21 protein-coding genes are annotated in these 22,870 nt (G+C 68.0%); 8 read left to right on the forward strand and 13 right to left on the reverse strand.

From position 1 onward, the window contains the following. Positions 1-163 precede the first annotated feature (163 nt). The 10 genes from corA to QMB55_RS10655 form a co-directional block, all read right to left on the reverse strand. On the reverse strand, positions 164-1,468 hold the full coding sequence (corA, locus tag QMB55_RS10610; protein ID WP_497588676.1) for a magnesium/cobalt transporter CorA: 1,305 nt from the start codon (positions 1,466-1,468) through the stop codon (positions 164-166). 119 nt (positions 1,469-1,587) lie between these two features. Beyond that, a complete protein-coding gene (gene mtgA / locus QMB55_RS10615) occupies positions 1,588-2,295 on the reverse strand; it encodes a monofunctional biosynthetic peptidoglycan transglycosylase (protein WP_497588677.1) in 708 nt (235 codons plus the stop codon). After that, positions 2,292-3,119 carry a shikimate dehydrogenase gene (gene aroE, locus QMB55_RS10620; protein WP_497588678.1) on the reverse strand — a complete coding sequence of 276 codons (828 nt, stop codon included), beginning with the start codon at positions 3,117-3,119 and terminating at the stop codon, positions 2,292-2,294. Before aroE ends, mtgA begins: the two co-directional genes overlap by 4 nt. A gap of 48 nt (positions 3,120-3,167) precedes the next feature. Beyond that, positions 3,168-4,049, reverse strand: coding sequence for an energy transducer TonB (locus tag QMB55_RS10625; RefSeq protein WP_497588679.1), 882 nt, complete (start codon positions 4,047-4,049; stop codon positions 3,168-3,170). After that, complete coding sequence (locus QMB55_RS10630) at positions 4,046-5,992, reverse strand: ribonuclease catalytic domain-containing protein (RefSeq protein WP_497588680.1); 1,947 nt, start codon at positions 5,990-5,992, stop codon at positions 4,046-4,048. Before QMB55_RS10630 ends, QMB55_RS10625 begins: the two co-directional genes overlap by 4 nt. An 8-nt stretch (positions 5,993-6,000) precedes the next feature. Beyond that, on the reverse strand, positions 6,001-6,588 hold the full coding sequence (locus QMB55_RS10635) for a YqiA/YcfP family alpha/beta fold hydrolase (protein ID WP_497588681.1): 588 nt from the start codon (positions 6,586-6,588) through the stop codon (positions 6,001-6,003). A 5-nt stretch (positions 6,589-6,593) separates the two neighbouring features. Continuing rightward, a complete protein-coding gene (locus tag QMB55_RS10640) occupies positions 6,594-7,412 on the reverse strand; it encodes an undecaprenyl-diphosphate phosphatase (RefSeq protein ID WP_497588682.1) in 819 nt (272 codons plus the stop codon). A 27-nt stretch (positions 7,413-7,439) separates the two neighbouring features. Further along, positions 7,440-8,582, reverse strand: a complete 1,143-nt coding sequence (locus tag QMB55_RS10645; RefSeq protein WP_497588683.1) for a THUMP domain-containing class I SAM-dependent RNA methyltransferase — start codon at positions 8,580-8,582, stop codon at positions 7,440-7,442. Positions 8,583-8,611: 29 nt separating this feature from the next. Further along, positions 8,612-9,034 carry a CopD family protein gene (locus QMB55_RS10650; protein WP_497588684.1) on the reverse strand — a complete coding sequence of 141 codons (423 nt, stop codon included), beginning with the start codon at positions 9,032-9,034 and terminating at the stop codon, positions 8,612-8,614. After that, positions 9,031-9,915 carry an SDR family oxidoreductase gene (locus QMB55_RS10655; RefSeq protein ID WP_497588685.1) on the reverse strand — a complete coding sequence of 295 codons (885 nt, stop codon included), beginning with the start codon at positions 9,913-9,915 and terminating at the stop codon, positions 9,031-9,033. Before QMB55_RS10655 ends, QMB55_RS10650 begins: the two co-directional genes overlap by 4 nt. Before the next feature lie 38 nt (positions 9,916-9,953). Between QMB55_RS10655 and QMB55_RS10660 the strand changes: the two genes are divergently transcribed. From QMB55_RS10660 to QMB55_RS10675, 4 genes are read left to right on the forward strand one after another with little or no spacing between them, the layout of a single operon-like run. Beyond that, positions 9,954-11,006: a CDP-6-deoxy-delta-3,4-glucoseen reductase gene (locus tag QMB55_RS10660; protein ID WP_497588686.1), complete on the forward strand. Its 1,053-nt coding sequence runs from the start codon at positions 9,954-9,956 to the stop codon at positions 11,004-11,006. 5 nt (positions 11,007-11,011) lie between these two features. Continuing rightward, positions 11,012-12,184, forward strand: a complete 1,173-nt coding sequence (locus tag QMB55_RS10665; RefSeq protein WP_497588687.1) for an EAL and HDOD domain-containing protein — start codon at positions 11,012-11,014, stop codon at positions 12,182-12,184. 49 nt (positions 12,185-12,233) lie between these two features. Next, positions 12,234-13,490, forward strand: a complete 1,257-nt coding sequence (locus QMB55_RS10670; protein ID WP_497588688.1) for an ABC transporter substrate-binding protein — start codon at positions 12,234-12,236, stop codon at positions 13,488-13,490. A 19-nt stretch (positions 13,491-13,509) separates the two neighbouring features. Further along, complete coding sequence (locus QMB55_RS10675; RefSeq protein ID WP_497588689.1) at positions 13,510-15,297, forward strand: GGDEF domain-containing protein; 1,788 nt, start codon at positions 13,510-13,512, stop codon at positions 15,295-15,297. Positions 15,298-15,348: 51 nt separating this feature from the next. Here QMB55_RS10675 and QMB55_RS10680 read toward each other — a convergent pair whose 3' ends face one another. From QMB55_RS10680 to ilvD, 3 genes are read right to left on the reverse strand one after another with little or no spacing between them, the layout of a single operon-like run. Then, the gene (locus QMB55_RS10680; protein WP_497588690.1) at positions 15,349-15,711 is read right to left on the reverse strand and encodes a c-type cytochrome; all 363 of its coding nucleotides are present in this window, start codon (positions 15,709-15,711) and stop codon (positions 15,349-15,351) included. 14 nt (positions 15,712-15,725) lie between these two features. Further along, a complete protein-coding gene (gene rhtB / locus QMB55_RS10685) occupies positions 15,726-16,340 on the reverse strand; it encodes a homoserine/homoserine lactone efflux protein (protein ID WP_497588691.1) in 615 nt (204 codons plus the stop codon). A gap of 9 nt (positions 16,341-16,349) precedes the next feature. After that, positions 16,350-18,209 (reverse strand): dihydroxy-acid dehydratase, encoded by a 1,860-nt coding sequence (gene ilvD / locus QMB55_RS10690; protein ID WP_497588692.1) that lies wholly within the window; start codon positions 18,207-18,209, stop codon positions 16,350-16,352. A 153-nt stretch (positions 18,210-18,362) separates the two neighbouring features. On the opposite strand from ilvD, the gene lgt reads away from it, so the two are divergent. The 4 genes from lgt to QMB55_RS10710 all read left to right on the forward strand — a co-directional run bounded on the left by lgt (position 18,363) and on the right by QMB55_RS10710 (position 22,836). Then, positions 18,363-19,160 carry a prolipoprotein diacylglyceryl transferase gene (gene lgt / locus QMB55_RS10695; RefSeq protein ID WP_497588693.1) on the forward strand — a complete coding sequence of 266 codons (798 nt, stop codon included), beginning with the start codon at positions 18,363-18,365 and terminating at the stop codon, positions 19,158-19,160. Positions 19,161-19,202: 42 nt separating this feature from the next. Further along, positions 19,203-20,618 (forward strand): malonyl-CoA decarboxylase, encoded by a 1,416-nt coding sequence (locus tag QMB55_RS10700; RefSeq protein WP_497588694.1) that lies wholly within the window; start codon positions 19,203-19,205, stop codon positions 20,616-20,618. Positions 20,619-20,705: 87 nt separating this feature from the next. Further along, positions 20,706-21,116, forward strand: coding sequence for a methylmalonyl-CoA epimerase (gene mce / locus QMB55_RS10705; RefSeq protein WP_497588695.1), 411 nt, complete (start codon positions 20,706-20,708; stop codon positions 21,114-21,116). A 130-nt stretch (positions 21,117-21,246) separates the two neighbouring features. Beyond that, positions 21,247-22,836: a cyclic-di-GMP receptor FimW-related protein gene (locus QMB55_RS10710; protein WP_497588696.1), complete on the forward strand. Its 1,590-nt coding sequence runs from the start codon at positions 21,247-21,249 to the stop codon at positions 22,834-22,836. Positions 22,837-22,870 lie beyond the last annotated feature (34 nt).

Below are 22,870 nucleotides of genomic sequence, written 5' to 3' on the forward strand. Positions count from 1 at the left end.
CGTGGCTTGGGGATGGCGCGGCGGGCGAGGGGAGGGCCTTTGACGTTGAGCCGCAGGGCGCATCCGGATGCGCCCTTTGGGCGTGCAAGGCTGGAACGACCGCTGGATGCGGCCTGCAGGCCGGCTGGAGGGCGCGCCGGAATTGGCGCGCAGGCCGTGCGCTTTAGCGCAGCCAGCCCTTCTTGTTGAAGAACCAGAAGGGCAGGACGACGGAGATGAGCATCAGGCCGAGGGCGAAGGGGTAGCCGTAGTCCCAGTGGATTTCGGGGAACCAGCCCTGGAAGTTCATCCCGTAGACGCTGGCGATCAGCGTCGGCGGCAGCATCGCGACCGAGGCCACCGAGAAGATCTTGATGATCTTGTTCTGGTTGATGTTGACGAAGCCGACGGTGGCGTCCATCAGGAAGTTGATCTTGTTGAACAGGAAGGACGTGTGCCCGTCGAGCGATTCGATGTCGCGCAAAATCTGGCGCGCGTCTTCCATCTGCACCGGGTTGAGGAACTTGCCGCGGGTGAGGAAGGAGACGGCGCGGCGGGTGTCATGGACGTTGCGCCGGATGCGACCGTTGAGATCTTCCTCGCGCGCGATGTCGGCGAGGATGCGCGCCGCTTCGGCGTCGGTGACTTCGGTGCCGAGCACGTGCCGGCTGACTTCTTCGAGCGCGGCATAGACGTCTTCGAGCGCGTCGGCCGAGTATTCGGCGTCGGCGGCGTAAAGGTCGAGCAGCACGTCCTTGCCGTCGGTGACGTAGCCGGGCTGGGTGCGCGCGCGCAGCCGCTGCAGACGGAAGACCGGCAGCTCTTCGGTCCGCACGGTGAACAGGATGTCGCGGTGCAGAATCAGGGCGACCGCGACGTTGCGCGATTCTTCCTTGGTGTCGAGCAGGAAGTCCGAGTGCAGGTGGACTTCGCCGTTGTCCTCGATGTAGAAGCGGGCGCTGGCCTCAAGGTCGGTCAGGCTGCTCGGGTTGGGCAGCTGGACGTCGAAGAAGCGGCCGACCCAGGCGCGAATCTCGGGCGTCGGGGCGACGAGGTCGACCCAGATCGGTTTGAGGCTCTTGAGGTCGGTCGGCGTGTTGACCACGATCTGGCTCAGACGCCCGTTACGCAGTTCGAAGGCGCTGACCGCGGTCTTCTCGTTGCGGTGGTGGCTGTCGCCGATGAGGTCCTGGCGCACTTCGTCGGAGAGGATTTCGAGCAGCGATTCGCCGCGCTCCTCGCGCACTTCGCGCCAGACGAGCAGGCGATCGTCGGGGTCGATGGCTTCGATGATGCGGGCGATTTCGCCGAGCGGGGTGCGTTCAAGCAGGGTGCGCAGTTCGCCGAGGTGCTCGGTCGGCTGTTCGACGGCGGCGTCTTCGCCGGCTGTTTCGTTCTCCGGCGCGACGGCTTCGCAGGCTTGCTTGTGGCGGGCGAGCAGGACGCGGACGTTGTCCAGGTCGTCCAGCTTTTTGATGTCTTCGCTCATCGCCCCTCCGTCAATGGTGCAGTCCTGCCGCGTGTAGCCCGCCTATTTCGGCGGCGATTCTAGCACGCGGCCGGGCCGGGCCGGGCGGGGATTGCGCGAAAAAAGCCGCGCGTCAGGGATCAGGGAATCCGGGCGGTGTGCATGCGCCCGAGGATGGTGTCGCTGCGCTCGGCAAGGTAGGCCGAATCGCGCAGCCGGTCGAAGCGGCGCGGGCTGGGGATCATCGCCGCCAGGCGCGCGGCCTGCGCCGGATTGAGGCGGGCCGCGCCGACGCCGTAGTAGTGGCGCGCGGCGGCTTCGGCGCCGAAGATGCCGTTGCCCCATTCGATGACGTTGAGATAGACCTCGAGGATGCGCTGCTTGTCCCAGGTCAGCTCGATCATCACCGTGAGCACCGCCTCCTGCGCCTTGCGCAGCAGCGTTTTGTTCGGCGAGAGGAAGAGGTTCTTGGCCAGCTGCTGGGTGATCGTCGAGCCGCCGGCGACGATGCGTCCGCGCTGCTGGTTCTTCTCCAACGCCTTCTGGATGCCGGCCCAGTCGAAGCCCGAGTGTTGCATGAAGCGGTCGTCCTCGGCGCTGACCACGGCGCGCTTGAGGTAGGGCGAGAGGCGGCCGTAATCGACCCACTGCTGGTAGAGCACCGCCTTCGGCTGGGTCTTGCGCATCGATTCGAGGCGGATTTCCATGAAGCGCGTCATCTGCGGCGGATTCCATTTCCACCACAGCACCCAGCCGAACAGCCACAGCTGCCACAGGAGCAGCAGGGCGAAGGCGAGGAGCAGCAGGCGCTTGGCCCAGCGCGCCGCGCCGACGAAGGTTTTCTTCATGCGGCAAAAAGCTGCGCGCGCAATGCGGCGAGCACCGGCGCGCTCTCCGGGCGCACCCCGCGCCAGACGTGGAAGGCTTCGGCGGCTTGTTCGACGAGCATGCCCAGGCCGTCGGCGCACTGGCCGGCGCCTTGCGCCTGTGCCCAGGCGAGGAAGGGTGTGCTGCCGCGCCCGTACATCATGTCGTAGGCGAGGCCCGCGGGCGCGAGCAGGCCGTCGGGCAGCGGCGGCAGCTCGCCGGCCAGGCTGGCGGCAGTGGCGTTGATGATGACGTCGTAGTTGCGACCGGTCAGGTCGGCGAAGGCCAGCCCTTCGACGGCGCCCTGGTCGGAGAAGGCGGCGGCCAGCGCGCGCGCCTTCTCCGGCGTGCGGTTGGCGAGCGCCAGCGCCGCCGGGCGGGCGGCGAGCAGCGGGCCGAGCGCGCCGCGCGCGGCGCCGCCGGCGCCGAGCAGCAGGACGCGGCGGCCCTGGAGCGGATGGCCGAGGTTCAGTTCGAGGTCGCGCAAGAGGCCGGCACCGTCGCTGTTGTCGCCGACGATTTCGGCCCCCTCGAAGACGAGCAGGTTGACCGCTCCAGCGGCCTCGGCGCGCGGCGTGCGCCGGGTGGCGAGGCGGTAGGCGTCTTCCTTGAAAGGCACGGTGACGTTGGCACCACGCCCGCCTTCGCGCACGAAGGCGGCGACGGCGCCGGCAAAGTCGTCGATCGGCGCCAGACGGGCTTCGTAGCGCAGGTCCTGTCCGGTTTGCGCGGCGAAGGCGGCGTGGATGGCGGGCGATTTGCTGTGCGCGATGGGGTTGCCGAAGACGCAGTAGAGGTCAGTCATGGTCTGCAGAAGGTGGAAAAACCGGGGCCGCGCCGTGGCGCCGGTGGATCAATGGGTTTCGAGCTGGTCGCCGCGGGTGAAGGTCCAGTTGCGGGTGATCACCAGGACGTCGGTGTCGCGCTGGATGTCGGGCGGGAAGGGGGCGTAGGGTGAGGCCATATGGACGATGCGCCGGGCCGCGTCGTCGAGCACGCGCTGGCCCGAGGAGCGCTCGATCTCGATCTTGTCGACTGAGCCGTCGGTGCGAATCCAGACCGAGAGCTGCAGGGTGCCGTAAAGCCGGCCGCGCGCGGCTTGCGGGTAGTTGAGCGTGCCCACGCGCTCGACCTTGAGGCGCCAGTCTTCCATGTAGCGGGCATAGCGGTATTCGGCAGTGCGCGTGCCGATGAATTTCTTGCGCGGGCGTTTGTTGTATTCCTCGGTGCTGCGTGAGATCTCGGCTTCGAGGCGGGCCATCGCCAGCGCGCTGTGCGCCAGGTCGCGGCCACTCAGCGTCGGCGTGGGCTCGGGCTGGGCCTGGGTGTCCTTGCGCTCGGCCTGTTTGAGCCGGCTGCGTTCGCCCAGGAGCTTCTGCTGCTGCGCCTCGAGCGCCTGGACGCGCTTTTGCGCGTGCTCGAGGTCGTTGCCGGCCTGCTGCCGCGATGAGGGCGGCAAGGGGGTCTTGGCGCGGCGGTTCTGGTCGGTGTCGCCGCCGCCGTCGAGGTTGGCCTGGGCCAGGGCCTGCGCGTCCTTGGGCCGGTGCGCCGAGCGGCTGTTGACCAGGATGATCTCCAGCGCCTTGTCCTGGACGATGCGCGACGCCTCGGGAAACTTGAAGTGCAGCGAGAGCAGCAGCGCGTGCAGGGCGATCGAGACGCCGAGCGCCCACCACAGGGCGCGTTCGGCCCGGAGCGGACGGTGCGGAAAATCGAGGGCGACGGCGGCAGTCACGGGCAGGCGAGTTCCTCGGAGGGATCGGTCACGTCGTCGAGATTGTCTGCGGCGTCGGCGACAAGATCAAGCGTTTCGACATACCGGCAGGCGAGCGCGAGGTCGAGTTCGTCGCGCGCTTCGATGCGCAGGCGGACGCGCTGGCCGGGCGGCAGCTCGGGCAGGGAGGGCACGCGCTGGACGATGGGCAGGCGGTCGAGCTTGACGAGGTTTTCGCGCCGCACGCTGGCGTCGAGGGTGTCGATGCCTTCCTGGCGCAGCCAGCGCAGGCACCAGTAGCGTTCCATGCCGCGCTGGTATTCGGCGTAGGCGTTGTAAGTCAGGTCGAAGTCGCGCAGCGCGGCGAAGAGGGCGTCGGACTTGGGCGAGAAGTGCGGCGCGTCGTCGCGCAGGCAGGCGATCAGCTGCCATTGGTTGATGAGGTCGACGTAGCGGCGCAGCGGCGAGGTCGACCAGGCGTATTGCGGTACGCCCAGCCCTTCGTGCGGCTGCGCGGCGGTGGTCATGCGCACCTTGCCGGCGGTCTGGGCGCGGTAGATCGCGGCGATGCCGCGCTCGGCGAGCAGGCCGCCCCAGGTGCAGTTGGCGACGATCATCAGCTCGGAGACCAGCTTGTCGAGCGGGCTGCCGCGCCGCCGTTCGCTGATTTCGATGCGGCAGGCTTCCGGGTCGGCGGTGGCCAGATCGCCGTCGATGCGGAAGTTGTAGTCGTTCACTCCCTGCCGGGCCGAAGGCTTGCCGCGCCGGACCTCGCAGGCGCAGGCGAGGCGCCAGAGGGTGGCGAGTTCGGCGGCGAAGGGGAAGTCGGCCAGCCCGGCGGCCAGCGTTTCCTCGTTGAACAGCGGCTCGATGTCGTGGTGGCGCAGGTTGGCGACGATGGGCACCCGCTCGATGCGCGAAGCGTGCCCGACGATTTCGTAGTCGGGCGTCACCTCGAGGTAGAGCGAGAGCGCCGGGCAGTCGCGCCCGGCGGAGAGCGTGTAGGCGGCCACCAGCGCGTCGGGGAGCATGGTGATCTTGTCGCCGGGCATGTAGACCGTGGACAGGCGTTCGCGCGCCACGGCGTCGAGCGGCGATCCGGGCAGGATGGCGAGGCCCGGCGCGGCGATGTGGATGCCGACCCGCCAGCCGCCTTCGGGGCGGGCCTCGAGCGAGAAGGCGTCGTCGATCTCGGTGGTTGCCGCGTCGTCGATCGAGAAGGCGGCGATATTGGCTGCGGCGCGTGGCAGTTCCGCCAGCGTGGCCGGCGCCTCGAGTTCGGGGAAGCCGGTGCCGCGCGGGAAGTAGTCGCGCAGGAAACGCTGGCGGTGGTAATCGTAGGCCGAACGGATCGCGCCGCAACGCATCAGGAGGTGCGGCGCCGAAAGCCCGGTGGCCGCGCAGGCGGCTTCGAGGGCCTTGGTCTCGCCGCGGTTGCGGTCGGGCTTGTAGAGCAGTTCGCCGATCAGGGGCGAAAATTCTTCCGGCAGAGTGAAGCGCGTCAGCGCTTCGGTCATGCGTTCGATGGCCTGCGCTTGCTGACGTTTCTTTTCAAGACCAGCGAGTGCGGCGGCGAGAATCTCGGGAGGCGCCTTGCGGAAGCGGCCTTTGCCTTTGCGATGGAAATAGACCGGGGCAGCGTGCAGGGCGAGCAGCAGCGCCGTGGCCTCGACCGTCCCGGCCTTGGCGCCCGTGCCGCCGAAATATTCGTCGGCCAGATCAGCAAAAGCAAATTCGCCATCGCCCGCGCACTCCCAGAGAAATTCGCTTTCAATGTCGGCGGCAAGGGCCTCGGCCGCGGGCAACAACGCGCCGGGCGCAGGCTCCTTGAACCGGATCAGGACATTCGCCGACTTGATCTTGGCGCGCTTGCCGGTCGTCGTTTCGACCTGCAGCGTGGCGTCGTTGTCGGTCAATACCGTGGCGGCCTTGAAGCCACCGTCTTCTTCGAACAGAACGTACATCGGGAGGATTATAACCCGCAGAATTCAAGGAGTTGCGGCAGGTGCTCGGGGAAGCTGCGCAGGCCGTGCTCGCCGCCCTCGACGACCACCTGACGGCAACCGGCGTAACGCTCGACGGCCTGCCGGTAGTCGAGCACCTCGTCGCCGGTTTCGACCAGCAGCAGGTAACGCTCGGGCGTGATGCGCTCGACGTCGAGGGCACGGATGCCGTCGAGGTGGCGCTGGGTGAGAACGAAGCTCTCGCCGGTGTAGAAGTTGGTCTGCGGCCCGAGGTAGCGCGCCAGCGAGAGCGGTGCGACGACCGCCGGATTGAGCAGCACCGCCTTGAGGTCGTGTTTTTCCGCGAGGTGCGTCGCCAGGTAGCCGCCCAGCGAACTGCCGACCAGGGTCAGCGGCGCGCCGGGGAAGGCCGCGGCGTGCGCGGCGATCAGCGCTTCGCACTGGGCGATCGCTTCTTCCGGTTCGACCGACAGCGCCGGGCAGTAGTAACGGTCGGCGTGGCCGCGTTCGGCCATCCGTTCGGCCAGCAGGCGCGCCTTCCACGAGGCCGGTGCGGAGCAGAAGCCGTGCAGATAGAGGATGCCGGGGGCGGACATCGGCATCAGCTCCAGGCGATCAGCTGGTAGTGCCAGGTGATCAGGATCAAGCCGCCGAAGGCGATGCGGTACCAGGCGAAGAGGGTGAAATCGTGCGTGCTGATGTAGCGCAGCAAGGCGCGCACGGCCCAGAACGCGGAGACGAAGGCGGTGAGGAAGCCGACGGCCCACAGCCCGAGGTCGTCGATCACCAGCAGGTGGCGTTCCTTGTAGAGCTGGTAGGCGCTGGCCAGGAGGATCGTCGGGATGGCCAGGAAGAAGGAAAACTCGGTCGCCGCCCGGCGCGAGAGGCCGAAGAACAGGCCGCCGACGATGGTCGCGCCCGAGCGCGAGGTGCCGGGGATCAGCGCCAGTGCTTGCGCGAAGCCGAGCTTGATCGCGTCGAGCGCGGTCAATTCCTCGACCTCTTCGACGCGCACCCGGTGTTGACGTTTCTCGGCCCAGAGGATGAAGACGCCGCCGAGGATGAAGGTGGCGGCGACGGTCGGGGCGTTGAAGAGGTAGGCCTTGATCGCCTTGCCGAACAAGAGGCCGAGGACGGCCAGCGGCAGGAAGGCGAGGATGAGGTTGATCACGAAGCGCTGTGCCTCGCGCTCGCGCGGCAGGCCGCAGACGACGCGGGCGATGCGCTGCCGGTATTCCCAGCACACCGCCAGGATGGCGCCCGACTGGATGACGATCTCGAACAGCTTGCCGCGCTCGTCGTGAAAACCGAGCAGGGTGCTGGCGAGGATCAGGTGGCCGGTCGAGGAGATCGGCAGGAATTCGGTGAGGCCTTCGACGATGCCGAGAACGGCGGCCTTGAGCAGCAGGATGAGGTCCACGAAATCAATCCAATCGACGGTCAGGGCTTAGGTCCGGTTGCTGCCGGCGACCATGCGGAACTCGAACAGGCGGCACTCGAGCGCGCCGTTGTAGAGCGGAATCTTGCGGCTCGGGGTGAGGCGCATCAGCTTGGGCAGGCGCAGGTCGGCGGTGAGCAGGTAGCAGGTCCAGCCGGCGAAATTGCGCTTCAGGGCTGCGCCGAGCTGCGGGTAGAAGGCGGCGAGTTCGTCGGCTTCCGAGAGGCGTTCGCCGTAGGGCAGGTTGGCGATCATCACCCCGCTCGGGGCCGGGGCCTCGAGTTCGAGCAGGTCGCCGGTCGCCAACGTTACCGCTGGCAGGAGGTCGGCGCGGTCGAGGTTGGCGAGCGCGGCGCGCACCGCGACCGGGGAAATGTCGCTGCCCCAGATCTGCGCTTCGGCGGCGGGCAGTTCGTGTTCCTGCGCCGCGTCGAGCAGATCGCGCCACAGGTCGAGGTTGAAGTTCTTCAGGCGCTGGAAGCCGAAGGGGCGGCCGCCGGCGCCGGGCGCGACGTTGAGTGCCATCTGCGCCGCTTCGCAGAGGAAGGTGCCGCTGCCGCACATCGGGTCGAGCAGCGGCGTGCCCGGCTGCCAGCCCGAGAGGCGCAGGATGCCGGCGGCGACGTTCTCCTTGAGCGGTGCTTCGACGGTCTTCTGGCGCAGGCCGCGCTGGTAGAGCGGGGCGCCCGAGGTGTCGATGTAGAGCGTGCACCGGTCGGCGGTGAGGAAGGCATGCACGCGCACGTCCGGCTCGCGGGTGTCGATGCTCGGGCGCTCGCCGGTGTCGTCGCGGAAGCGGTCGCAGATCGCGTCCTTGATGCGCAGGGTGATGAATTCGAGGCTCTTGAGCGGGCTTTTCACCGCCGTGACGTCGACGCGCAGCGTGCGCGCCGGGGTGAACCAGCGCGGCCAGGACGTTTCCGTCGCCAGCCGGTAGATGTCGTCCTCGCGGGCGTAGGCGCCGTGCGCGACGCGCCACAGGATGCGGGTGGCGATGCGTGAATGCAGGTTGGCGGCGTAGCAGGCGGGCCAATCGCCGGTGAAGTGCACGCCGCCCGGGACGGGCGTGGGCTCGATGCCGCCAGCGGCGGTGAGGTCTTCGGCGAGCAGGGGCTCGAGCCCGCGCGGGCAAGTGGCGAAAAAGCGTTCCACGGAGAAGTCCTAGAAAGGTTTAGAAGGGCTTAGAAGGGTTTGAACACGGCGAGCACGACCATCGCCACGAGGACGAGGATCTGGCCGTGTGCGAAGACCTTCAGCCAGCCGACAGTGCGGAGGTTGTGCCCGGATTTCATGTCGAGCAGGATGCGTCGGCAGTGCAGGGCGTAGGCGAAGAGGCCGGCGGCCAGCGTCGCCTTGTAGTGTAGCCAGCCGCCCTTGAGTTCGAAGCCCATCCACAGCCAGAGGCCGGTGAGCAGCACCGGCGCGGTGACGATCAGGGTGAAGCGGCAGAGGCTGCTGGCGAGTTGCAGCAGGCGCTGGCGTTCGGCGTGGGCCTGGGGCTCGACGGCCGCCGCGGCGACGAGCAGGCGCGGCAGGTAGGTGAGCCCGGCGAACCAGGCGAAAACGCAAAGCAGGTGCAGGGTTTTGGCAATCAGGTAGCTCATGCGGAGGGGCTTTCGGAAGTGGCTGCCGCCAGGCCGTCGACGACGGTCGGGTAGCGCAGGCGGAAGCCGAGTTCGGTTTTGATGCGCCGATTTTCGAGCTGGCGCGATTCGCTCATGAAAGAGAGGCGGGTCGGCGACAGCGTGCGTTCGGCTTCGGCGCGCGCGATGCGGCGCGGGCGCGGCAAGCCGCAGCGGTCGGCGACCAGGTCGAAATAGTCGCCCATTTTAAGGCGGGTGTCGTCGCTGGCGTTGTAACAGCGGTTGGCGCGGCCGCGGCGCAAGGCGGCGCAGACCAGGCGGGCGAGGTCGTCGGCGTGGATGTGGTTGGTGTAAACGTCGTCTTCCGGGCGCAGCGCTTCGGTGCCGGCGCGCAGGCGCTCGACGGGCAGGCGGTCGGCGGCGTAGATGCCCGGCGCGCGCAGGATGCACAGGCGCGTCGAATGGCGGCCGGCGAAGTGGCGCAGGCGGCGTTCGGCGTCGACCCGCCGGCGCGCGCGCGCGGTCGTCGGCGCCAGGGGGCGGGTTTCGTCGACGCGGGCACCGGCGCAGTTGCCATACACGCCGCTCGTACTAATGTAGATGAAGCGCTGTGGTAGACTTTTTCCACGGCTCAAGGCCGCCAGCAAGGCGCGGGTGCGACGATCCGTTTCGCCCTCGCCGGGCGGTGGCGCGAAATGCAGGACGATGTCGGCCAGCCCCGCCAAGCGTGGCAGACCGTCGGCGACGTCGAGGTCGGCAATCAGCGGGCGGGCGCCCTGGGCGCGCCAGAACGCGCCTTGCGCCGGATCGCGGAGCAGGGCGTAGACCCGATAGTGGCCAAGCAACAAGGGAAGCGCACGGCGCGCGAGATCTCCGCAGCCGACGATGAGTAGATTTTGCACGGCGCGATTCTACCGGAATCGAGTCGGCAGGGGGTTCGATGGGGTTCCGGATCACGCTACAGCCCGGCGGCCAGGCCTTTGCCGCCGAACCGGGCGAAATTTTGCTCGACGCGGCCTTGCGCCAGGGTGTCGCCTGGCCCCATGGCTGCCGCGACGGCGCCTGCGGCGCCTGTCGCGGCAAGGTGTTGTCCGGCCCCTTCGATCCCGGGCCGCCCGGCTACACGCTCACGCCCGCCGAGCAGGCCGCGGGCGAAACCTTGCTCTGTCAATCGCGGGCGCTCGGCGACCTGAGCTTGGCCGCTCCCCCCACGCGTCCTGCCGGCGAACCGCCGGTCAAAACCCTGCCGGCGCGCGTCGAACGCCTCGATCGCCTGGCCCCGGACGTGATGCGGATCGAACTGCGTCTGCCGGGGCAGGAGCATTTCGAATACCGCCCGGGCCAATACCTCGACATCCTGCTCAAGAACGGTGAGCGGCGCGCCTTTTCCCTGGCCTCGCGGCCGCAGCCCGGGGCGGGGTTGGAACTGCACGTGCGGCATGTGCCGGGCGGGGTGTTCACCGATTACGTGTTCGGCGCCATGCGGCCGCGCGAAATCCTGCGTCTGCGCGGGCCCTACGGCCGTTTCGGGTTGCCCGAAGGCGAGGGGCGCCCGGCGGTGCTGGTCGCCGGGGGGACCGGTTTCGCACCGCTCAAGGCCATCATCGAGCAGGAAATCGCGAACGGTCTGCCGCGTCCGCTGTACCTTTATTGGGGCGGGCGGCGGGCGGCCGACCTTTATCTGGCCGAACTGGCCTCCGGCTGGGCCGCCGCGCATCCGCAGATCCGTTTCGTTCCAGTGCTGGCCGATCCCGACGAGGCCAACGACGGGGTCTGGGGCGGTCGACGCGGCCTCGTCCATGCCGCGGTGATGGCCGATCATCCCGACCTGACCGGATTCGACGTCTGCGTCAGCGGTCCGCCCGGCTTGGTGACTGCCGCGCGGCACGATTTTATTGGACAATGTCATCTCGCGGCGGAGGACTTCCATGCCGACGCCTTCGAGTTTTCCAACGCCGTCGCTTCGGTGCCGGCGTCTTCTGTCACAGGTTGAATGTCATGCCCTCCGTTTTCATCTCCCGCCAGCCGCTCGTCAATCGCCAGAGCAAGATCATCGCCAACCGTCTGACCTTGCACTTCGTCGACGGCGCGACCTGTGCCGACGCGGCAGCGCAGCTCAACGCCCTCGGGGATTGCTGGCCGCAGGGCGAGAAACCGGTGTTCATCGACTGCCGCGGCGCGACACTCGACGCCCGCTTGCTCGACTGGGTGGCGCCGGCCAACGTGACGCTCGAAGTGCCCTCGACTCTGCTCGAAGGCGAGGACGGACGGGCCCTGGCGGCAGAATTGCAGGCCGGCGGCGTGTCGCTCTGCCTGCGCGTCGAGGGCGGCAATGTCGTGGTTCCCGCCGACTTGCCGGTCCGCTTCCTGGCGTTCGATGCGCGCCGGCTTTCGCCCGCCGAACTCAAGGGTGCGGCCCTGCAGGCGCAGGCGCACGGCATCGGCGTGGCCTACAACGTCTTCGACGGCGCGGCCTTCAAAGCCTGCCTCGACGCCGGCCTCGCCGCCGCGGCGAGCTGGTTCTTCAAACACCCGGGAACCCCGGTCGGCAAGGCGCTCAATCCCGGTCAGGCGCAGATCGTGCGCGTGCTCAACCTGGTGCGCAAGAACGCCGATGTGAAAGACATCGAGGCTGCGCTCAAGCAGGACGTGGCGCTTTCCTACAAGCTGCTGCGCTACATCAACTCGGCCGGTTTCGGTTTGTCGTGCGAGATCCAGTCCTTCCGCCATGCGGTCACCATCCTGGGGTACGACAAGCTCAACAAGTGGCTGTCGCTGCTCCTTGCCACCGCGAGCAAGGACCCGATGGCGCCGGCCTTGCTGCACACCGCGCTGACCCGGGCGCGGCTGATGGAAGAGCTTTCGCACGGCCTGGTCGAGCGGCAGGAGTACGACAACCTGTTCATCACCGGCGCCTTCTCGCTGCTCGACCTGCTGCTCGGCGTGTCGATGGACAAGGTGCTCGAGAGCATGCACCTGCCCGAGCCGATCAGCGACGCACTGCTCGGGCGCGGCGGTGTCTATGGCCCCTTCCTCGAACTGGCGCAGGTCAGCGAAGGCGAGGACGGTGCCCTCCTGGCCGAACGGGCCGGAATGCTCGGGCTCTCGTCTGAACAGTTCAACCGCGCCCAGTTGCACGCGCTGAGCTTCGCCGACGCGATGGAGTTCTAAGGTGCAGGCTTCGTCGTCCGCTCAGGTTTTCTCCCCCGGGCGGCGGCGGATGCTCTCCCTTTTGGCCGGCGGCCTGCTCGCCGCTTGCGGCCGCGAGATCGAGGGCGAGAAAAACCTCCGACGCAGCGTTTCCCTGCTGCACTATTTTTCTTTCAATACCGCGCTGGCGCGCGGCATGGAACAGCTGGCCGAGACCTTCAACGACGTCTCGCAGGCGCACCGCCTCGCCGCTGTGGCGGTTGACCACGAGTCCTTCAAGACCAGCATCCTCGACGACCTGCGTCTGGGCAACCCGGCCGACCTGTACTCGTACTGGGCCGGTGCGCGCGTGCAGGCCATCGTCGAGCAACTGGCACCGCTCGACGATACCTTGCCGCTCGGCGAGTTGAGCCGCGCCTTCACCCCCAGCGTGATCCAGTCGTCGGCGATGTACGGCGGACGGATCTACCTGCTGCCCTTGACCCAGCACTTCGTCGGTTTTTTCTATAACCGCCGTGTTTTTGCCACGCACGGAATCGAGCCGCCGCGCACCTGGGACGCGCTGCTGCGCGCCGTCGTCCGGCTCAAGCAGCGTGGCGTCGTGCCCATTGCCCTGGGCAGCCAGAGCAAATGGCCGGCCCAGTTCTGGTTCGATTACTTGCTGCTGCGCAGCGCGCCGGCCGGTTTCCGCGAACGCCTGCTGGCCGGTCAGGCGGCGTTCACCGACCCAGAGGTGAGCCGGGCTTTCGCGCTGTGGCGCGAGTTGGTGCGGCTGGGCGCCTTCAATCCGCGTCCGAACGACATCGATTTCGCGCGCGGTTCGGCGGCGCAGGTGTTTCGCGGCGAAGCGGCGATGACCCTGATGGGGAGCTGGCTGATCGGCTACTACGCGGGGCCCGAGTACGACTGGCGCGAAGGCGAGGATTTCGGTTTCTTCCCGTTTCCCGAAATCGACGCGCGCGTGCCGCGCGTCGCGCTGGGGCCGATCGACGGCTTGGTGCTGCCGCGTGGCGCGAAAAACGTGGTCGGGGCCAAGGCGGTGCTGCGCTATTTCGCCAGCGTCGATGCCCAGCGGTTCATGAGTCGTTTGACCGGGGCGCTGCCGCCCAATCAGGCCGTTCCGGAGTCGGACTATTCGCCGCTCCAGCGGGCCATCCGGGCCGAGATCAGCGCTTGCGACGCGTGGGCCTTCAACTTCGATCTGGCGGCACCGCCGGTCGTGGCCGGGGTCGGGCTCGACCTGTTCGCCCAGTTCCTCGAGTTCCCCGAGCAGCATGTGCGCCTGCTCGAACGCGCCGAGGCGCGCCTGCGGGCGCGGCGGGCGTGACGACGGTGGGCGGGGGCACATGAGCGTTCTCGACCATTGGCTCGAGTACTACCGGCGGCAGCGTCTGGCCGGCAAGCTCAACCTTTTGTTCCTGTCCCTGTTTACGGTGCTGCTCCTCAATGTGTTCGCCGTGTTTGTCTCGCTGTCCATGGTGTATACGAGCAACGCCGCGCTCTGGAAGCTGGAGCGCTTCGAATCGCGCGTGGGGGCGATCGAGCGCACCTTGCTGCGCTTTCGCATCAGCCACGAGCGGGGCGACGCGCTGGCGGTGCGCGACCTCATGGCCTCGGCCGGCGAATTGCTGGCCGGAATTCCCGGGCGTGTCTTCGTGCGCCGGGCGGGAGAGGAGGACAACGAGGTGCTCGAGCACATGCGCGGCTTTGCCCAGCGCCTGAACGAGTACCTTTATTTCCACGAACAGGTGCGGGCGCTCGAAAGCGGTATGCGCAAGGCCTCGGATGAGTTGCAGGAGAGTGTCCGTGGCCTGCGCGCCGAACCGGTGCCCGCGCGCCTGGACGCGACCGTCGCGCGCCTATCCGAGGCGGCGCTCGAGGCACGCCTGGCACAGCAGGAGTACATTCTCAGCCGCGACGTCGAGTGGGTGCAACGTTTACGTACCCACCTGAATGTCATTGTCCGTGAGGCCGGCGCCTTGCGTCAGCAGTCACCGGTGGTCGAGACGCAGATCGTCGCCTATTCGATCGCTCAGGACGTCCAGGTGCTGAGGGCTGCGTTCGAGCGCTTCGCCGAGTTGACTCGCCGCAAGATCGATAACGAAAACGAGATGCTGCAGGTCGCGGCGCGGATCGTTGAACGCGTCGGCGAGGCGTCGGATCGCCAGCGAACGGGCATCGCCCGCCAGATTATGTGGATCGCCACGAGCATGGTGCTGGCGGGCGGCGTGGTGCTGGTCCTCTGGACGCTGCTCGGGCGACGCTTCGTACAGGGGCTCACAAGGCCGTTGACCGAACTGGTCGAGATGAGCGGCAGTCTGGCGCGTGGCGATTACGCCCGGCGCATCGAGGTGCGGGCGCCGGACGAGCTTGGGGATCTGGCTCAGGGCTTCAACGTCATGGCCGCCACCGTTCAGGGGCAGATCGAAACCTTGCGCGCGACCGACCGTGAACTGCGCGCGCGCACGGCTCAGCTCGAAACCGCCAATGCCGCCCTGGGCGAGGCCAAGACGGCCGCCGAGGCCCTCAGTGCGTCGCTCGAAGTGAAGGTGCGTGAGCGTACGGAGGCGCTCGAGACGGCCAATCGGCAACTGACCGAATTGACCGTGACCGACGCCCTGACCGGCCTCGCCAACCGCCGTCACTTCGACCTCGCCCTCGTTGAGGAATGGGCGCGCGCGCAACGCTCGGGCCAGCCCTTGGCGTTGTTGATGGTCGACGTCGATTTCTTCAAGCCTTACAACGACCATTACGGTCACCAGGCCGGTGACGACTGCCTGCGTCGGGTGGCTCACTTCCTGCGCGGTGCCGCGCGGCGCGCGGGCGATCTGGTGGCGCGTTACGGCGGCGAGGAGTTCGCGGTGGTGGCGGCCGACACCGATCTCGCGGCGGCGCTCAGTCTGGCCGAAGCGATGCGCGCGACGGTCGCTGCGGCGGCGATTCCGCACGCCGTAACGCCGGTGGCCGGCGGCACGGCCACGGTGAGCATCGGCGTCGCCGTCACCGTGCCGAAATTCGGCGAAACGCCCGAACGGCTGCTGTTGCGCGCCGATGCCGCCCTCTACCTGGCCAAGAGCCAGGGCCGTAACCGGGTGGCGCAGCCGGACGAGTTTCTGGCCGATGAGGCGGGCTGAACACGGCGAATCCGCCGTGCTCAGGTCGTCAGTCGTGTTCTTCCGTGCGGCTTAGCGAGCGCCGCTCAGAATCCAGCGCGCCAGGCGCTCGGCTTCCTCGGGTTTGACGGTCGGATTGGGCGGCATCGGCAACGCCGGGCCCTTGGCTGGCGGCCATTGCCCTTTGCTCCCCGAACGGATGCTCTTTGCCAGGCGCGCGGCGGCATCGGGCTGTCCGGCATAGCGTTTTGCAATGTCATGGTAGCCCGGGCCGACGGCCTGCGTCTCGCTCTTGTGGCAGGCGATGCAGTTGCGCGACTTGGCCAGCGCAGCGTCGGCGTGCGCGGCGAACGGCGCTCCGGCCAGGAGCAGGAGCGCGGCGAGCGGGCGGTGCAGGGGCGCGGCGAGCGGGCGGTGCAGGGGCGGGCGGGGCATGCAGAGACTCGGTTTCAGTGGCGGCTGGACGTGGCGAGCAGGGCTCCGGCGCCGATGAACAGGCCGCCGAAGAAGCGGTCCTGTGCCCGGCGCGCGCGCGCGTCGTGCAGCCAGGTGCCGAGGCGGCTGGCGAGCAGCGCGTAACCGGACATGACGATCGTGTCGGTGACGCACATGGTCAGCGCGATGATCAAAAACTGCGGCAGTTGCGGCCGGTTTGGATCGATGAACTGCGGCGTCAGCGCGGCCATGAAGACGATGGCCTTGGGGTTGGTCAGGTTGACCAGCAAGCCCTGACGAAAGAGGCCGCTGCGCAAGGCTTTGCCTTGCGCGACGTCGTCGCTTCCGGCGCGGCGCCATTTCTGCACGCCAAGCCAGACGAGGTAGGCCGCGCCAGCGAACTTGACCACGGCGAAGGCGGTGGCCGAGGCGGCGAGCACAGCGCCGAGCCCCATGCCGACGATCGCCAGCTGGATCAGGAGCGCCGCCTGCAAACCGAAGATCGCCGGCAACGCGCCGAACTGGCCGTGGCGCAGGCCGGCGCTCATGCTCAGGGCGGCACCCGGCCCCGGACTCACGGCGATGAGGATCGCCGCGAGCACGAAGGCCAACCAGAGGTTGAGGGTCATCGGCGTGTCCTAGCGTCGGCGCAGTTGCGAGAGGTCGCGCACCGCGCCGGTGGCCGCCGAGGTGGCCATCAGGGCGTAGGCCTGCAAGGCCTTCGAGACGATGCGCGTGCGCGGTGCGGCGGGCTGCCAACCGGCGTCGCCACGGGCGTCCATGGCCGCCCGCCGGGCCTGCAGTTCGGCCTCCGGGACGGCGAGGTGGATGCGCCGCGCGGGGATGTCGATTTCGATCCGGTCGCCGTCCTCGACGAGGCCGATCGCGCCGCCTTCGGCGGCTTCCGGCGAGGCGTGGCCGATCGACAGGCCCGAGGTGCCGCCGGAGAAGCGGCCGTCGGTGAGCAGGGCGCAGGCTTTGCCGAGGCCTTTGGATTTGAGGTAGGAGGTCGGGTAAAGCATTTCCTGCATGCCCGGACCGCCCTTTGGCCCTTCGTAGCGAATGACGACCACGTCGCCGGCGACGATCTCGTCGGCTAGGATGGCTTTGACGGCGGCGTCCTGGCTTTCGAAGACGCGTGCCCGGCCGGTAAATTGCCAGATGCTTTCGTCGACGCCGGCGGTCTTGACGATGCAGCCGTCCAGCGCGAGGTTGCCGGAGAGTACGGCGAGACCGCCGTCCTGCGAGTAGGCGTTGGCACGGTCACGGATGCAGCCGTGCGTGCGGTCGAGGTCGAGTTCGGGGTAACGGCGGTTCTGCGAGAAAGCTTCCTGCGTCGGCACGCCGCCCGGCGAGGCGCGGAAAAATTCATGCACGTGGATGTCCACGGCGTGATGCAACACGTCCCAGCGGTCGATGGCTTCGCCCAGCGTGCTGCTGTGGATGGTCGGCACGTCGAGGTGGAGCAGACCGCAGCGCGAGAGTTCGCCGAGGATGCCGAAGATGCCGCCGGCGCGGTGCACGTCTTCGATGTGGTACTTGTCGGTCATCGGCGCGACCTTGCACAGGCAGGGCACTTTGCGCGAGATGCGGTCGATGTCGGCCATGGTGAAGTTGACGCCGGCTTCCTGCGCCGCGGCCAGGAGGTGCAGGACGGTGTTGGTCGAGCCGCCCATCGTGACGTCGAGGGTCATCGCGTTCTCGAAGGCCGCGAGGCTGGCGATCGCACGCGGCAGGACCGATGCGTCGTCGCGCTCATAGTGGCGCCGGCACAGCTCGACTATCTCGCGTCCGGCGCGCTGGAAGAGGTTCTTGCGGTCGGCGTGCGTGGCGACCAGCGTGCCGTTGCCGGGGAAGGCGAGGCCAAGCGCCTCGGTCAGGCAGTTCATCGAGTTGGCGGTGAACATGCCCGAGCACGAGCCGCAGGTCGGGCAGGCGGAACGTTCGACGGCGGCGACCTCTTCGTCCGAAACCCGACCGTCGGCGGCCTTGACCATGGCGTCGACGAGGTCGAGATGCACCACCTTGCCTTGCAGTTGCACCTTGCCGGCTTCCATCGGCCCGCCGGAGACGAAGATCGTCGGGATGTTCACGCGCAGCGCGGCCATCAGCATCCCGGGGGTGATCTTGTCGCAATTGGAGATGCACACCATGGCGTCAGCGCAGTGGGCGTTGACCATGTATTCGACCGAGTCGGCGATCAGGTCGCGCGAAGGCAGGCTGTAGAGCATGCCGTCGTGGCCCATGGCGATGCCGTCGTCGATGGCAACGGTGTTGAATTCCTTGGCCACGCCGCCGGCGGCCTCGATCTCGCGCGCCACCAGTTGCCCCAGGTCCTTGAGGTGCACGTGGCCGGGCACGAACTGGGTAAAGGAGTTGACGACGGCGATGATGGGCTTGCCGAAGTCGCCGTCCTTCATGCCGGTGGCGCGCCACAGGGCGCGTGCGCCGGCCATGTTGCGGCCGTGGGTCGAAGTGCGGGAACGGTAATGGGGCATGGCGGTTCTCCAAACAAAGCGGATCTTGGACGCGGGGACGCGTGCCGGTCAGTACCTGGATTCTAGCCGAAAGCCGCGCCGGCCATCGCTGCACGATGCAGGGGGACGGCGGACGGCGGCCTCTCGGCGCATGGATCGGCGTACAATGGCTGCATGCTGATTCATCCCCAGTTCGATCCGATCGCGATTGCCGTCGGCCCGCTGGCCGTGCGTTGGTACGGCCTGATGTACCTCCTGGCCTTCCTCCAGTTCTGGTGGCTGGGCCGCCGCCGCATCCAGGCGGCGTTGCCGTCTGCAACGCGGCCGTGGACGCTGCCCGAACTCGACGACCTGATTTTCTATGGCGTGCTCGGTGTGATCCTCGGTGGTCGGCTCGGCGAAGTGCTGTTTTACGCGCCGGGCTACTACCTCTCGAACCCGCTCGCCATTCTCGCCGTCTGGCAGGGGGGAATGTCCTTCCACGGCGGTTTTCTCGGCGTTCTCGCCGCGATGGCGCTGTTTGCCCGCAAGCACGGTCGGGCCTGGTTCGAGGTCACCGATTTCATCGCTCCGCTGGTGCCCTTGGGCCTTGCCTTCGGGCGTATTGGCAACTTCATCAACGGCGAACTGTGGGGCCGCGTCGCCGACCCGAGCCTGCCCTGGGCGATGGTCTTTCCGCAGGTCGACCTCCTGCCCCGCCATCCGTCGCAGCTCTATCAGGCCGGGCTCGAGGGCGTGCTGCTGTTCGTCATCCTGTGGGCTTATTCGGCGCGTCCGCGGCCGGTGAGCGCCGTGTCCGCTGTTTTCCTGATCGGCTACGGCGCCTTGCGCTTCGTCGCCGAGTTCTTCCGTACGCCCGATGCCGGCATCTTCGGACATTCGGAAGTCATCAGCATGGGCCAGTGGTTGTCGCTGCCCATGGTTCTTGCCGGCGTCATCCTGTTGCTGCGGGCCGGACGACGGCGAAACTGACGCTGCCCCGGCCCGCAGTCGGGACCGAATGGAGAACGTGTGATGTCCGATGGAATTGTCGCTCGTGGGATTCAGAAGGTACGCAAACTGCTGGCCGAGAAGGCGTGGTCGGATGATCTGAGCGAGCGCCAACGGGCGCAGTTGCGCGCCCAGCTGCAGGAATGTGCCGAAGCGCTCGGCGGCGAGGTTTCCGCGCGCCAGCGCGCCGCGCGCCTGGCCGAGACCTACAGCGGCCTGTCGGATGCTGGCCGCGCCGCCTTTCTGCGCCTCATCGCCACCGAGTTCGGGCCGCAGCCTGCGCGCGTTGCCAAGGCGCACGAGGCGTATCAGGCCGCGCTCGGGACCGACGCCCAGTGGGCTGCGGAATCGGCCCTGCGGGCAGCGCTGCGCTCGCCACGCCTGCGCATCCTGACCCAGTTCAACGCCTGGTCGCCGGGGGTGAAATTCCTCGTCGATCTGCGTGCCGACCTGATCCGCTACAGCGAGGCCGATCCGGTGCTGCGTCCGCTCGACCGGGAGCTCGAGTCGCGCCTGGCGGCGTGGTTCGACGTCGGTTTCCTCGAGCTGCAGCGCATCACCTGGAACTCGCCGGCAGCGCTGCTTGAGAAGCTGATCACCTACGAGGCGGTGCATGCCATCCGCTCCTGGGAAGACCTCAAGAACCGCCTCGATTCAGACCGCCGCTGCTACGCCTTTTTCCATCCGCGCATGCCGATGGAGCCTCTGATTTTTGTCGAGGTGGCGCTGGTCGATGAGCTTGCCGGCAGCGTCCAGGCGCTGCTCGACGAGCAGGCACCGGTGTTCGATGCGCAGCGGGCGACGACGGCGATCTTCTATTCGATCTCCAACACCCAGGTCGGTCTGCGCGGGGTGTCGTTCGGCAACTTCCTGCTCAAACGGGTGATCGAGGATTTGCAGCGCGATTTCCCGCGCCTTGAACAGTTCGCCACCCTGTCGCCGATTCCCGGCCTGCGGCGCTGGGTCGAGAAGCACCCGCAGGAATGGGCGACGGTTTTCGACGCCGACCTGCGCGAGCGCCTCGCGCGCCATCTGCCGGACGGCGCGGTGCCGAGCGAGGACGCGCTGCGCGCCCTCTTGGCCGACGGCGCCTGGGCCGGCAACGAACGTCTGGCGCGTGCCTTGCAGCCGGCGCTGACGCGTCTGGCCGCGCGCTATTTCCTGCACGCCAAGGCTGCCGAGCGCGGGGAGAAGGGGGGCGAGCCCGGCGCGAGTGTGGCCAAGCCTTTCGATCCTGTCGCGCGCTTCCACCTCGGCAACGGTGCGCGCGTCGAACGCATCAACCCGCTCGCCGACACTTCGCCCAACGGCTTCAAGCAAGCCTACGGACTGATGGTCAATTACCTGTACGACCCCGACGGCATCGAGGCCAACGTCGAGGCGTTCGCCCGCGCCGGCAACATTGCCGCGTCCGGGACGGTGCGCCGGGCCGGGCGATGAAGCGGAGGTCGTCGGAGCCGACGTTTTATCGGATAATCTCCCCGTCGCCGTTTCTGCTGTCATGATTTCTCACTTAAGGACAACGCCATGAACCTGTCGCACATCGAACACATCGGCATCGCCGTGAAGAGTCTGGACGAAGCCATCCCGTTCTGGGAGAAGCAGCTCGGCCTCAAGTGCTACGCCATCGAGGAAGTGAAGGAGCAGAAGGTGCGGACCGCCTTCTTCAAGATCGGCCAGTCGAAGATCGAGCTGCTCGAATCGACCGATCCGGAAGGCCCGATCGGCAAGTTCATCGAGAAAAAGGGCGAGGGCATCCAGCACGTGGCGATCGCCTGCACCGGCCTGCAAGACACCTTGACCGAGCTCGAAGGCAAGGGCGTTCAGCTGATCGACAAGGCGCCGCGCAAGGGCGCTGAGGGCCTCGACATCGCCTTCCTGCATCCGAAGTCGACGCGCGGTGTGCTGCTTGAGCTGTGCGAAGACCCGAACAAGTGAGTGCTTCGCTCAGGTTGGTCCGGTAGCACAAAGAGTCCCGGCGGGCGCGAGCCAAGCCGGGACCACACGGGTTGCAAGGAGCCCGCGGCACGGTACCGAACGCTAACGATCCTGTCCTGCGGAGGTAAGGATGACCTGGGTTAATCCCCCGGCGATGCGCGCCGATACGCGCGTCGCGTTTTCCGACGCCGAAGGTGCGGCCCAGTGGCTGGCCGGGCTTCCACGCGCCAATGTCGACACCATGCTCGAGTCCCTCGATGGTGCGCTGGCGGCGCTCAATCGCTACGCCTTGCCGGCGCGCGAGCGCTACAAGATCCTTGAGGTGCTGCGTCGCGCCGCCTACGACACCAGCACCGTCGCCAGTTCGCGTTACGAGGGCAAGCCTTTGCCTCTGCCTGCGGGGGCGGCAACCACCCTGTCCATGGTGCGCGGCGTCTGGCGCGCCCTGGCCCTCGGTTACCTGCATTGCCTCTACGCCAGCCTGGCCGGCGAAGAGGGCTTCACCGCGCACGGCGCCCGTGCCGCGCACCGGTTGCTGGCCTGCCTGCGCTTCGAACGCTGGCACGGCGACGTTGCCCGGCATGCCCTGAACGATGGGTTCTGGGCCCTGGCGCACACCGCGCTGCATGGCGCGGGGATGCTCGAGGGCGAGCAGCGTGAAGTCGAAGAGCGCCTGGGCGAGGAGGACGGCCAGTCCACCGTGAGCGGACAGTACGTCCTGCTGCTGATGCTCGAGCTGGCGCGGCCGGCAGCCCTGACGCGCGCCCAGTACGTGGCGGCCGCGCGCTGGCTGTCGCGTTGGCGCGAGTTGGCTGAATTGTTGAATCAACCGGAGCCCGGAGCGTTGTGCGTCGATGTGGGCGGCGAGCAGGCTTTCGCTGGCGTCGGGGCGGCGGGCGAGGCCTTGCGCTGGCTCAAGCTCGACTGCGTCCTGCGCAAGCTCAAGCGGCGACGCGAGGCGCTGCTCGAAGGCGCAAGCCCGGCCAGTCTTCGGCTCGGCGAAGGCCTGTCGGCGAGCGCTTGCGATGAGTTGCTGGGGCTGTTGATGCAGCGCTTGAAGCAAACGATCGAGGTGTGTTCCGCTGACGGCAAGGATGGCGTGCCGATTACGGCGGTGGTCGGCATCGAACCGGTTTTTCGTCGGCTTGGCGGGCGCGGCGTGCTCGACGACCTGCAAGCTTCGAGCACCTCGTTTGTCAGCCATGTCCGGCACGAGCGGATGGCCGTTTTCGGGCATGCCGAAGCCGCGGACAGCGTGCGCGAAGAGCCCGGCGAGCGCTGGCGCCTGTTGGCGCGTCACGGCGAAGCGGTGCGTGTGCTGCGTCCGGCGGCGGCGGGGGGCAGTCGCCTGTCCTTGCAGACCCTGTTGTCGGTCGAGAACGAAACGGGGGGGACGCCGTTCCTGATGCAGGTGCGCGCCCTTTGCGCCCGCGCCGACGGAAGCCTGTGGGCCGAGGCGACCTTGCTCTCCGGGCGGGCCGAGGCTTTGTTGCTGGGCATCCGCGACCGTCAGACCGGCCGGGCCTCGCGCCATCCGGCGTTGGCGCTGGACACCGAGTCGGGGCAGGTGCCGAGGTGGGTTGTCGTGCCCACCGGTCTTGTGCCGCGGGCGGCGAGCGTGGCCCTGCTTGGCCTGGGGGGCGACCCTTTGCCTTACGCGCTGGGCGAACAGGCGATGCGCGCCGACGATCACGAGGTTTGGTCACTGACGCCGGCCTGAAGCCGGGCTTAAGGTCGGTGCGTCAGGAGGCTGC

Origin of the sequence: Propionivibrio sp. (genome assembly GCF_041441355.1) — a bacterium.
GTDB lineage: Bacteria > Pseudomonadota > Gammaproteobacteria > Burkholderiales > Rhodocyclaceae > Propionivibrio.

Bases quoted from the DNA above. Each gene is read 5' to 3' on its own strand.
- QMB55_RS10680 (WP_497588690.1), bottom strand. From the start codon at position 15,711: ATGCCCCGCCCGCCCCTGCACCGCCCGCTCGCCGCGCCCCTGCACCGC.
- QMB55_RS10630 (WP_497588680.1), bottom strand. From the start codon at position 5,992: ATGTACGTTCTGTTCGAAGAAGACGGTGGCTTCAAGGCCGCCACGGTA.
- QMB55_RS10660 (WP_497588686.1), top strand. From the start codon at position 9,954: ATGGGGTTCCGGATCACGCTACAGCCCGGCGGCCAGGCCTTTGCCGCC.
- QMB55_RS10665 (WP_497588687.1), top strand. From the start codon at position 11,012: ATGCCCTCCGTTTTCATCTCCCGCCAGCCGCTCGTCAATCGCCAGAGC.
- lgt (WP_497588693.1), top strand. From the start codon at position 18,363: ATGCTGATTCATCCCCAGTTCGATCCGATCGCGATTGCCGTCGGCCCG.
- QMB55_RS10670 (WP_497588688.1), top strand. From the start codon at position 12,234: ATGCTCTCCCTTTTGGCCGGCGGCCTGCTCGCCGCTTGCGGCCGCGAG.
- QMB55_RS10675 (WP_497588689.1), top strand. From the start codon at position 13,510: ATGAGCGTTCTCGACCATTGGCTCGAGTACTACCGGCGGCAGCGTCTG.
- QMB55_RS10710 (WP_497588696.1), top strand. From the start codon at position 21,247: ATGACCTGGGTTAATCCCCCGGCGATGCGCGCCGATACGCGCGTCGCG.
- QMB55_RS10635 (WP_497588681.1), bottom strand. From the start codon at position 6,588: ATGTCCGCCCCCGGCATCCTCTATCTGCACGGCTTCTGCTCCGCACCG.
- mtgA (WP_497588677.1), bottom strand. From the start codon at position 2,295: ATGAAGAAAACCTTCGTCGGCGCGGCGCGCTGGGCCAAGCGCCTGCTG.
- QMB55_RS10700 (WP_497588694.1), top strand. From the start codon at position 19,203: ATGTCCGATGGAATTGTCGCTCGTGGGATTCAGAAGGTACGCAAACTG.
- mce (WP_497588695.1), top strand. From the start codon at position 20,706: ATGAACCTGTCGCACATCGAACACATCGGCATCGCCGTGAAGAGTCTG.
- corA (WP_497588676.1), bottom strand. From the start codon at position 1,468: ATGAGCGAAGACATCAAAAAGCTGGACGACCTGGACAACGTCCGCGTC.
- ilvD (WP_497588692.1), bottom strand. From the start codon at position 18,209: ATGCCCCATTACCGTTCCCGCACTTCGACCCACGGCCGCAACATGGCC.
- rhtB (WP_497588691.1), bottom strand. From the start codon at position 16,340: ATGACCCTCAACCTCTGGTTGGCCTTCGTGCTCGCGGCGATCCTCATC.
- QMB55_RS10650 (WP_497588684.1), bottom strand. From the start codon at position 9,034: ATGAGCTACCTGATTGCCAAAACCCTGCACCTGCTTTGCGTTTTCGCC.
- aroE (WP_497588678.1), bottom strand. From the start codon at position 3,119: ATGACTGACCTCTACTGCGTCTTCGGCAACCCCATCGCGCACAGCAAA.